Source organism: Mycobacterium sp. 1423905.2 (assembly GCF_001673155.1).
In the GTDB taxonomy this organism is placed as follows: Bacteria; Actinomycetota; Actinomycetes; order Mycobacteriales; family Mycobacteriaceae; genus Mycobacterium.
In genome coordinates this window covers 42,940-53,354 of the sequence record NZ_LZLE01000215.1, presented here as the reverse complement: position 1 = coordinate 53,354, position 10,415 = coordinate 42,940, and the positions used below count along the sequence as shown (strand labels likewise).

Sequence of the window (10,415 nt, the reverse complement as noted above, 5' to 3'; positions counted from 1 at the left end):
ACCTGATGGAACGGTGCCGTCCGCCGACGTTAGTCTTCATCTCGTGCTGGGATCGTGGCGGATTCTGGGGGCGGTGCAGCAGTCACTGCGTATCGTGACCGAGCATGTTCTCGCCCGCGTACAGTTCGGCAAGCCCCTGGCCGACTTCCAGGCCGTCCGGTTCACCGTAGCCGACGCCTCGGTCGCGGTACGAGGCCTCGAGGAACTCGCGAAGTTCACCCTATCGCGTCTCAATAGCGTTGCCGCGCAGACGTATTCGGCGGACGCGCTGGTGTTACGACTGAAAGCCGCCGAGACTGCGCGCCAGACGCTGCGCACCGCACACCAGTTGCTCGGCGCGCTGGGCTTCTGCGACGAATCCGATGTCAGCGTGCTGGACCGGCACACCCAACCCCTCATCAGGTTGCCGCTCGGGGCCGAGGCGCTGAGCTTGAGGCTGATTACCGATGTGCGTGACGGGCAGTTCGAGACGCTGTTCAACGGGCCGGTACCGGCATGACGACCAAGCCCATCGCGACCGAAGTGGCGGCTAATCCGCTCGAGGAAGGTATCCCGTTCGGGCTGAAGTTGCAGGACTTAGCCGAACAGCGGCGCGACCAACCGGCGCTGACCACGGTCGCGCTCGATGGCAGTGATCACACCCTGACCTTCGGTGAGCTCGACGCCCGCGCCAACCAGTGGGGCCGGGCGCTGACCGCTGACGGTGCACAAACCGGGTCGCTAGTGGCCATCGCGATTCCGAACTCTGAACACCTGGTGCTGACGGCAATGGGCTGCTGGAAGATCGGCGCGATCCCCGTCCCGATGCATTGGGACTTGCCGGAATGGGAACGTGATCGGGTACGTGCGGTGATCGACCCCGCCGTCGTCGTCGACGAACAACACCGATGGGAACTCGACGCGCGCGCATCCGCCGAGTCCCAAAGTCCGCTTCCGGCAGCCATATCCCCCATGGCCAACGGAATCTGCAGCAGCGGCTCGACGGGTGTCCCGAAAGTCATACTGAACCTGGCGCCGTCGCTGTGGACGCCTCAGCACGGCGAGCCCTTCCTGGCGAACTGGACACCGGTGGCGCAACCGCAGACCATTTTGGTGCCCGCGCCGATGTATCACACCAACGGCTTTGCCACCCTGCCGTTCATGTTGGGTGGGGACCACCTCGTCGTACTCGAAAAGTTCGACGCCGCTCTGGTTGTGGACACGATCGAGCGATACCGAATCACCAATTTCACGGCCACGCCCACGATGCTCAAGCGCATCGCTGCCCTACCCGACATCCGTCAGCGCGATCTATCCAGCATTGTGTTCATCCTGCAGGGCGCCGCTGTCATGCCGCCGACACTGCTGCAGACCTGGTTCGAATTGCTCAGTCCGGAACAGATCGTCACCGCCTACGGCATGACCGAGAACCTCGGTTTGACCGCCCTGCGCGGCGACGAATGGTTGACCCATCCCGGCAGCGTCGGCCGCGGCTTTCGGGACACCGAGATCCGGATCCTGGACGCGGACAAGCGTCCGCTGGGGCCGGGTGAGGAAGGCGACGTCTATTTGCGCGCGCCGATGAGCGCCGGCTACCGCTATCTGGGCGGCGCCCCGCCGCTACCGGAAACGGAAGACGGTTTCCGAACCGCTGGCGACATCGGCCATCTCGACGCCGACGGCTACCTCTACATCACCGATCGCCGCGCGGACATGATCGTCTCCGGCGGCGCGAATGTCTTTCCCGCCGAGGTGGAGTCGGCACTGGCCGGACACCCCGACATTGCCGACGTGGTGGTGATCGGTCTGTCAGATCCGCATTGGGGACGCCGCGTGCACGCCGTCGTCCAGACCGCGGCGCCCCTGACCGAGCAGCAGGTGATCGAGTACGCCAAGGGTCGCCTGGCGCCCTATAAGGTGCCCAAGACGGTGGAGTTCGTCGAGCAGATTCCGCGGACGGCGGCCACCAAGGTCAATCGCTCGGCCATGATTGCCGCGCGCGGCGGCTGAGAGGTCGGGCGCATTGAGCGACGACTTCGTCTGAGCGCCGCTTAGCCGCGCGGGGCCCGGTCCGCGCGCTTGGTGTGCGCGAAGCCGTCGGCGATGAACGCGGCCAACTCGAGGAACGCTTGGCGAGTTCGGCTGGCCATCAAGTCCAGCATGATCTCGGATCCCTGGGCCAGGTGGTCGTCGAACGGGATGACGTGAACGGCACGGATACGAGTGAGGAACTGCGCGGCCAGCTTGTCCATATCCACCGACGCCTTACCAGGCCGCGCGGCGCTGATGACCACCGTGGCACTGGGTACCAGATGCGCGCGGCCATGGTGTTCGAGCCAATCAAGCGTTGCCAGGGCGCTGCGGGCGGCGTCGATGGCGGGCGAGGCCACCAGCACGATCGCGTCCGCCTCGTCCAACACACTTTCCATCGCCGAGTGCACGAGGCCGGTGCCACAATCGGTGAGGATGAGGTTGTAGAACCGCTGTAGCAACCGGATGACCACGCGATAGTCGGCGTCGGAGAAAGCCTCCGAGGTGGCCGGGTCGCGTTCGGAGGCCAGTATTTCCAGCCGACTCGAGCTTTGCGACGTGTGCCGACGGATATCGGAATAACGAAAGATGTTGTCGTCCAGAAGCAGATCTCGCACGGTGGATCGGCTCTGATCGGGTCCGCGCTGGGCCAGGGTGCCGAAGTCGGGATTGGCGTCAACGGCGATCACGCGATCACCGCGGATGGCCGCGAACGTCGAACCCAGTCCGACGGTCGTCGTGGTCTTGCCGACTCCGCCCTTCATCGACAAAACGGCGATGCTGTAGTCACCGCGGACCGGTTGGCTCACCCGTGCGATAAGTCGCTGGCGGGTGTTTTCTTGTTCGGATTCCTTCGGGGTCAGGCCCGTGACACGGTGCACGACCTTGCGCCACCCACTTTGTGGCAGCGGCCTGGTGCGGCGCACCAAGCCCAGGTCGGTATGCGAAGGCATCCGTGGTTCGTGCACACCAGGGTGCGGTGGCGGCGCGCTGGGGGTGGCGCTGGTGAAGGGTGTTGCTACCGGCGCAGATACCGGGCCGGGGTGCTGCAGCCTAGGATCCGGCCTACGCGGTGGCGGGGGCGGCGGCTGGGGTGGCTGCCAGCCGGTGGCTGGTGGCGCTGGAACCACCGGCGAAGGCGGCGAGGGACGCTCCGGCGCCGGCGGAACACGCACCACCGCCGTGCCCGCGGCCATGGGTCCGGGACGTGGCGGTTGTGGCTCCATCGGAGGCGGTGTGAGTGGCGGCGACTCCTCGACTCCCGGAACATGTTGCGCGGCAGCGGCGTTGAGCACCGGCGGCAGATCCATGACCCGGGTACCGGCCGCCATCGGCCCCGAATGCACCGGCCGATCGGGCGGCTGATCGGCGAGGGGCGCCGCCTCGGCTTCCTGTTCTTCTTGCGCGAGCTTTGCTTGAATCTGCGCTACGGGAATGGGATTGGTGTCCGCATCGCTGCTGCGTTTGAAGCCGGATGCGGGCTTGGGGGCGTCGGAGAAGCTCACTATTGCGTTCTCGAGGTGAGCTGGCGGGTGGACATGCCCAGTACGCTGTTCAGCGCGGCGCGCATGTCGCCGGCTTCGATGCGCATCAATTCCTTCTCGTCGAGGTCCTCGACGTTGATGTCGAGGCGCTCGCTGAGCCGATACTCGCGCTCTTCTTCGGCGGCCTCGATGACGTTACGGACAAAGCGCCCGTTGCCCACCAGATCGATGTCACGACGCAGGGTGCCGGACTCGTCGACCGACTGCCCCTCGTACAAGCGGGTGCACGCCGCGATCAGTTGGTCGCAGGCCTCGTCGGACAGCTCCGAGTCGCGGGTCTTGGCGATCAATCGACCGATGTCACCCAATTCGGTGGGGTTGTAGGAGGCGAATCGGATCCGTTTGGTGAACCGGGACGCGATACCTTCGTTGGCCGCCAAGAATCGGTCGATTTCCGCGTCGTATCCCGCGATGATGACCACCAGCCGGTCGCGGTCATTCTCCATCCGGGCCAGCAGGGTATCGACCGCCTCACGCCCGAAGGCGTCCCCACCGGACAATCCGCTCTGAATCAGCGTGTACGCCTCGTCGATGAACAGCACCCCATCCATCGCCGAATCGATGAGGGCCGACGTCTTGATGGCGGTGCTGCCCAGGTGTTCGCCGACGAAGTCACTTCGCTTGGCCTCAATTACGGCGGGCGTCTTCAACAACCCCAGGCCGCAGTAGACCTGGGCAACCACGCGGGCGATGGTGGTCTTGCCTGTTCCGGGCGGGCCGGTGAACGCCAAGTGCAGGCTGCGCGATGCGGTGTTGAGGCCCTTGCCTTCTCGGACCTTAGCTAACATCGCCGCCGATCGGAGCTTGGCGACCTGCAGCTTGACTTCGGACAAGCCGATCTGGCGGTCCAGTTCAACCTGGGCGGCGCGCAGATACTCATTACCCCGCTCACTCAGACTGTCGGAGTCGAGGTCCTGGGCGTTGCGCGCGGTGCTGGGATCCCACTTGTCGGTACGGGACTCGATGGCTTCTTTGGTACTGATGATGAGCCGGTATTTGGGGTCGTGCAGCGCCGCGGCATTGGCTTCGAACCCGGGCTCCTCGCTGTAAATCCGCTCGAAAATAGTTCGCGCTTCGGGTTCTTTGCCCATCTCACGCAGCGTCAGACCCTTGCAGAATTCGGCCGCCCGGCGTGCCGCCGGGATGGGCCCTTCGATCGCCTGGTCAAGGCGGCGGATGCCTTCGCCGAACAAGCCCATCTGCGCGCACGCAGATCCCACCATCAGATGCGCCCCAGCCGCAATGTATTCATCGGTGAATGACGCGGATTCGGCCAACGCGGTCAGCACGTCCGGCCAGCGCTGCGTGGTGAAGTGCAGCACCGCCCGGATGTAGGCGCAGATTTCCCTGGAGCCCGCGTCACCGTCTGGCATGGACCGTCGCATGATGTCCAGCTCGTCGAGGATCCGCTCGGCTTCGTCGAAGTCTTTGCCCTCGATCAGGCTGGCCGCATACGCCAGCCAGACCTCTGTCATCGTGCTCAGCGCGTAGTCGAGGTACAAACCGGTCTGGAACCGACCGCTGAGCGCGTGTCGAGGCAGTCCGAGCCGCCGCTGTTCGCGGTTCAGGTTCTCCTTGCTGGTCCGCCAGAGGTGGTAGAGCACCTCGCTGCTGGTGTCACCGGCGGCCGCCCGCCCCAGCCAGGCATCGCTCATGTTGGGGTCGTGCTCGGTCGCGCGTTTGAAGGCCAGCGCCGCGTATTGCACGTCGCGGTCGGTTTCCAGCCCGTCGATGGGGATGCCCAGTGACAACACACCGGCGTCGAAGACCCGCTGCGCATCCCTGGTGCCGCTCATCGAATTGGTGTCCCTACTTCCCGTGCCCTCACCACGTGCGTCAGCGACGGTCGCGCCACCGATGAAACCGCGCCCGAGTCCCGCGAAGCGAGCACGTACGTCTTTCCCCCACGTCCTGGCGGTAGAAAGTATTGTACCGATCTGGTGAGTTGCATTTCCCCGCCTAATTCTGGGCCGATTTGTCGCTCATCCGGGCACTAAAGTCGAAGCGGTAGTCGACGCCGGGGAGGTGAGGGCGGGTGCCGCAACAGCAACCGGTGAGGTCCCGCACCGGGACCATCGCCGTTGTCACCACCGAGCGTGGGTTACCGACGGCATTGCGGATCGACCGCAGTGAGCTGGCCAGACCTCCGCAGGAATTGGCCGGCGAGATTCTGGCGTTGTGCCAGCTTTCGGCGCTGCGGGCACAGGTTGCATATCGAAAAAGCTTGGCCGACAGGGGCTTCGGGCCTTCGGTGATCCGTGAGCTCGGTCTGCCCACCGACGAGGACCTTGCCAAGGCCGAGAGAGACTTGTTCGGCGACGATGAGGACGAAGAACCTCCCGCGACCTGGATGCGGTCGATATGACCAGTCTCGCCCAGTCGGTGATCGCTCGGGCAATCAAGCAGCGCGACCTGCTGCAGTCGATGACCGAGCAGTCTAAGACGATCACGGCGCGCGTGACCAGCCGCGACCGGGCGGTGAGCGCCGAAGTGGACGGGCTGGGCCGACTGACCGGACTATGGCTGGGGCCGCCCGCGACCAGTCTTGATCCTGACACCTTGGCTCAGTTGATCGTCGACACTGCCCATGCCGCGGCGCGCGTCGCCGCGGAACGCTACAGCTTCCTGCTCCAAGAATTCACCACCCGGATGGACGAGTTACAGAAGGCGCCGCTGACTCGGTCGGACGGCACCACGGTCGAACCGGAGTAGTCCGCGGCCCGCAGATCCGACTTCGGCGCAACCCTGAGTGAATCGCGGCCGGCGCAATCCTCTGCTTAAAATTCGTGCAGTTTTTCGCCGGGGGCGGCACTTAGGGTTGAACGAACAGCGCGAGCCGCAAGCTCAGCAGGAAAGTCTGGGGGAAGAAACCAAACATGACATTCGAAATGCAACCCGAGTTCATGCAGGGACTCACGGCGGCGCAAGAGGCCGCTTCCACCGCCATCACCAGTGCATTCAGCATGGTCACTCCGGCGCAGCTGAGCTCGTTTTCGATGGCGTTGGGCCCGATCGCGGTCGCGAACATGATCCCGGCGATGTACGAATCAACGGCGAACAACGTCGCCAGCGGAATGCTGACCGCCGCCAATCACGCGTTGCTGGGTGGGGCGACGCATATCTCGCAAGCTGCCTATATCGCCGCCGACTCAGCGACCGACGTCTAGGACCAGACGATGGGCACCGCTGACCCTGCCCCGCAGGCGGGGTTACCCGGCCAGGTTGATCCGGTCCCCGACTTCGACCATCAGCCGGTCGTCAATCAAATCGAGAATGACTTACAAGCCTGGCTCAATCGGCCGGTGCAGGACATTCTTAACCAGTTCAACTTGGGCCAATTGCCAAGCGGCGGACCAGAAATGGCCTTCCCCGGCTTACCGGGCGACGGCGTACCTGCCGAGCTGACCGGTGCTCCGGGAGGCGGGATGGGCGGCAACTTCGCCAGCGGGCTGCTCAAACCGGTCACCGACATGCTGGGCACCCTGGGACCCGGCCTCTTCCAGGGCATGAATCCGACGCAGATGTTCGAGGGTGTCTCGCAGGCTTTCCAGTCGGCGGCGGGCGGGCTGCAACAAGCGCTCGGGCAGATGATGGGCGGCATGGGCGGTCAGGGTTGGGCCGGCGCCGGAGCCGGTGCGGCGGCCGCCAAGACGGGACAGACGTTGGCCAACGGTGCCGCCGTCGGCGCGCAGGGCACCGCCTTGGGCGGCGAATACACCGCAGCGGCCGCCAATGTCGCGCAAGGTCAGGCGCGGCTGCTCGAGATCCTGACCCAATGCCAGCACGAACTCGAGGCGCTGGCCGCGGGTCTGCCCTGGACTGCCGCCAATATGGTCGAGTCGGCGTCTCGGGCCAGTGCACTGGCCACCGAGTGCATCACCGAGCTGGAGAGCACGCTGACCAGCCAGGCGGCCACCACCACGGCCACCGGCGCGCCGGTCGCGGTCGCCCAGGGTCCCGAAATGGCCATGGGCATGGTCGGTCCGATGTTGTCGGTCGGGATGAGCATGATCGGTCCCGCGCTGCAGATGGGCATGATGCCGCTGACCATGGGCGTGCAGGCGGGCACTCAGGCTCTGCAGGTCGGCATGCAAGCGGGCACGAGTTTGGCGTCGGGCCTCGGCCAGGCCGCGCAAGGTGCAGCCGGCGCCACATCACCCGCAGCCGCTCTGGGACACACGGGGCGCATGGTCAGCGCCGCGCATCCCGGCGGCGGCGGACACGGTGGCGGTGGCGGGCCGGGTGCCACGACGCCGGCCCGAGCGACCCCGTCCTCGCCAATGGTGCAAAACGAGAGCAACGCCGGTGCGGCCGTGGCCCGGGCCGCCGCCGCACGTCCGTCCATCGGCGCGGCCGGAATAGGCGGCGCGGGAATGATGGCTCCCGGCGCGGCCGGCTACGGGGCACACGGCGGCAAAGCGGGTGCCAGCGGCAGCCACACCTCAGCGTCGTTCTTGCACACCACCGACCAAGGCGGCGAGATTGTGGGCGATCTCGGAACCGCAACCCCACCGGTGATCGGTGAAGCCGCGCCCAACCCTGACGACGACCCCGACATCAAACTTCGGATCTAGAAGGAAGCACCGCGATGACCGACAACAACCGACTGTCCATTCAGCCCGACGAAGTCACCGAAGTCACCAGGCAGCTCGATGAACTCGCTAACCGCATGCACCGCGTGATGGAGACCGAGGCACCCAACCTCAACGTGATCGCATCGGGCCACGACGAGGTGTCGCAACGGGTCGCGCACACCCTCAACGAGGTGCATGGCTCCTTCACGAAGGCATCCGATCAGGGCGCCAATGAAATTCAGGAGGTGTCGGCCACCTTGCGTTCGCACTCTGGTCGCATCGTGGAAGCCGACCTGGCGAACTGACACATATCGATCGGAACAGTCGCATGGGGGCGACGTTCGTGCGAGCTGACAGAAGGGGGGCCAAGGCATGGGATTCACCAATGTGATGTGGGAATCGCGCAGCACCGAGCAGCTTGCGCGTGATTTGACCGAGGGCCCCGGCCCTTCTTCGGTGGGCGAAGCCGGCGCAGCGTGGATTCGAGTGGCCAACGAATTCGCCAAGATCTCCCAAGACTACAACCAGATCATCGAGCGCTTACGCGTGTCATGGCAGAGCGGCACTTCTGAAGCTGTGGTGCGCAAACTCGAGGCATTCGGCAAGTGGCTGCAGGCGGCCAGCCTCAGCGCGGCCGCGAACGGACGCCGTGCCGAAGAGGCCGCCGTCGCCAACACGGTGGCGATCCTATCGATGCCCAGCGTGTCCGAAGCGATCGAAGCCAAAGCGGCCCAAGACATGATGGCCTCGCTGTCGGCCTACAACGGTGCGATCCTGCAAGGCAGTTTCGCCGAGTTTGACGAAGCCGCTTCCGCCCAGCAGGCAGACGCCGCGGCGGTGATGCACCGCTATGAGGACGCCGTCACCGAACTGGCCCAGCCCTGGGAACAGCCTGTTCCTCCGCAAGTAACCAACGGTGGCGCGCTCAAGACCGAGAAGGACGGCAAAGGCGGCGGGGGGTCCCATGGCGGCGGCGGCGGGGGCGGTGCGCCGCGTCAACTCTCGCCGATGATGGCAACGCCGGTGAAATCGAGTGCCGAGGCAAAACCGTTGAAGAACACCAGGTTTGCCAGCGACGCGTCCGGTGGTAACGGATTTGGTCGCGGCGCTGGTGGTTACGCTCCTATGGCCGGGCATCGGCGCGACGAGGGCAGCCGCGCGTACGAGTCGTTCCGCGAGGCCGAGACGCTGGAAGGCGGCGGCGAAGCAGGCGCCGGCTTGTCCGACGCAGGGCACTCCTGGTTGCCCGCTGCGCAGCAGAGTGATGCGCCGTTCGTGGTCTCAAACGTGAGCTGGGGCCCCAACACAGCGATATTCGACGACCTGGCCAGACCCGAGCCGCAGCACATCGACGGATTTGCCGAGGAACCGGAGCGCACACTGCAGCATGTCTCCGATCGTTGGGTCTCGCCACCGGTGATTGGCGCCGACCAGGAGGTGTCGCTGTGACCACTGCTCTGACAACGGGTTTCACGCTAACCGATGACGAGCTCCAGGTCATCGCCGCACGGGTAGGCGTCCAAGGTTTCCCCGTCGTGTTGGCCGTGAAGCCCCGCTATGCCACCGTCGACGCGTTCACCACCGCAATCGACGCGGCGACCCGTGGATTGATTGCGCGGGGACTGATCACCGACGGTGCGATTGATCCCGACCTGGTCCCGCTGCTGCAGTCCTTGCAGCGTCCCAACCGGGAGCTGGCCATGCGGCTTGTCACGCCCGACGGGATGGCGCGGTTGACCATTGTGCGGCGCGGTGATTTCCAGGTAATCGCGCGCCGGGTGGGTAACGAGATTACGCTGCGGGTCCTCGATGGTCCGGCCGACCTCATCGCGGCCACCCGCGCGCTGGTCGGTGAACTTCCGCGCGCCCAGGCCGCCCAATTCACCCCGGTGCCGGCACCGTTGGAGGCGGTCAGTCGCTACCTGGTGGGCACCCACGACGCGGCGCAGTTGGCCGACCGGGTGAGGGCTCTGGGCGCCGAGCCCCGCACCGCCATGACGCTGGGCGCGGCGCTGGCATCCCGCGCCGCGTTCGCCGAAATCGTCTACTACACCCTGCTGAGCGACGAGGACCGCATCACCCGTCAGCCCGCCGCGGTCGGTGTGTTTTACACCAAACACGGCCGAATTGTGGGTGCACCCAGCGCTTCTCCCAGTGGGCAGCTGTGGACCACGCTCAAGCCAGGATCTGACCATGCCCTAGGCCAGGCGGTCAGTCAGCTCGTCGAGTTATCCGCGGAACGATGGGAGAGGCTCTAGGGACACAGTTGACGAACCAGCCACGCATT

The 10,415-nt window shown here is 65.6% G+C and carries 11 protein-coding genes; 9 read left to right on the top strand and 2 right to left on the bottom strand.

Features of this window, described 5'->3' with window-relative positions:
* Positions 1-499: acyl-CoA dehydrogenase family protein (locus A9W95_RS13165; protein WP_216638168.1), on the top strand; the 499-nt coding region annotated here is incomplete at its 5' end.
* Positions 496-1,989 (top strand): class I adenylate-forming enzyme family protein, encoded by a 1,494-nt coding sequence (locus tag A9W95_RS13160; RefSeq protein ID WP_067413109.1) that lies wholly within the window; start codon positions 496-498, stop codon positions 1,987-1,989. The genes A9W95_RS13165 and A9W95_RS13160, both read left to right, overlap by 4 nt.
* A gap of 41 nt (positions 1,990-2,030) precedes the next feature.
* Here A9W95_RS13160 and A9W95_RS13155 read toward each other — a convergent pair whose 3' ends face one another.
* Positions 2,031-3,515 carry a MinD/ParA family protein gene (locus tag A9W95_RS13155; RefSeq protein WP_067413107.1) on the bottom strand — a complete coding sequence of 495 codons (1,485 nt, stop codon included), beginning with the start codon at positions 3,513-3,515 and terminating at the stop codon, positions 2,031-2,033.
* Complete coding sequence (gene eccA / locus A9W95_RS13150) at positions 3,515-5,350, bottom strand: type VII secretion AAA-ATPase EccA (protein WP_067413104.1); 1,836 nt, start codon at positions 5,348-5,350, stop codon at positions 3,515-3,517. The genes A9W95_RS13155 and eccA overlap by 1 nt, the downstream gene beginning before the upstream one ends.
* Positions 5,351-5,589: 239 nt before the next feature.
* On the opposite strand from eccA, the gene A9W95_RS13145 reads away from it, so the two are divergent.
* From A9W95_RS13145 to A9W95_RS13115, 7 genes are all read left to right on the top strand, one after another.
* On the top strand, positions 5,590-5,919 hold the full coding sequence (locus A9W95_RS13145; protein ID WP_067413101.1) for a hypothetical protein: 330 nt from the start codon (positions 5,590-5,592) through the stop codon (positions 5,917-5,919).
* A complete protein-coding gene (locus tag A9W95_RS13140; RefSeq protein WP_067413098.1) occupies positions 5,916-6,266 on the top strand; it encodes a YbaB/EbfC family nucleoid-associated protein in 351 nt (116 codons plus the stop codon). The genes A9W95_RS13145 and A9W95_RS13140 overlap by 4 nt, the downstream gene beginning before the upstream one ends.
* A gap of 164 nt (positions 6,267-6,430) precedes the next feature.
* Positions 6,431-6,721: a hypothetical protein gene (locus A9W95_RS13135; RefSeq protein ID WP_067413094.1), complete on the top strand. Its 291-nt coding sequence runs from the start codon at positions 6,431-6,433 to the stop codon at positions 6,719-6,721.
* A 9-nt stretch (positions 6,722-6,730) separates the two neighbouring features.
* A complete protein-coding gene (locus A9W95_RS13130) occupies positions 6,731-8,128 on the top strand; it encodes a hypothetical protein (RefSeq protein WP_067413092.1) in 1,398 nt (465 codons plus the stop codon).
* A gap of 14 nt (positions 8,129-8,142) precedes the next feature.
* On the top strand, positions 8,143-8,433 hold the full coding sequence (locus tag A9W95_RS13125; RefSeq protein WP_067413088.1) for a PE family protein: 291 nt from the start codon (positions 8,143-8,145) through the stop codon (positions 8,431-8,433).
* 67 nt (positions 8,434-8,500) lie between these two features.
* Positions 8,501-9,577: a PPE domain-containing protein gene (locus tag A9W95_RS13120; protein ID WP_067413085.1), complete on the top strand. Its 1,077-nt coding sequence runs from the start codon at positions 8,501-8,503 to the stop codon at positions 9,575-9,577.
* A complete protein-coding gene (locus A9W95_RS13115; RefSeq protein WP_067413082.1) occupies positions 9,574-10,386 on the top strand; it encodes an ESX secretion-associated protein EspG in 813 nt (270 codons plus the stop codon). Before A9W95_RS13120 ends, A9W95_RS13115 begins: the two co-directional genes overlap by 4 nt.
* The last annotated feature ends 29 nt before the right edge of the window (positions 10,387-10,415 follow it).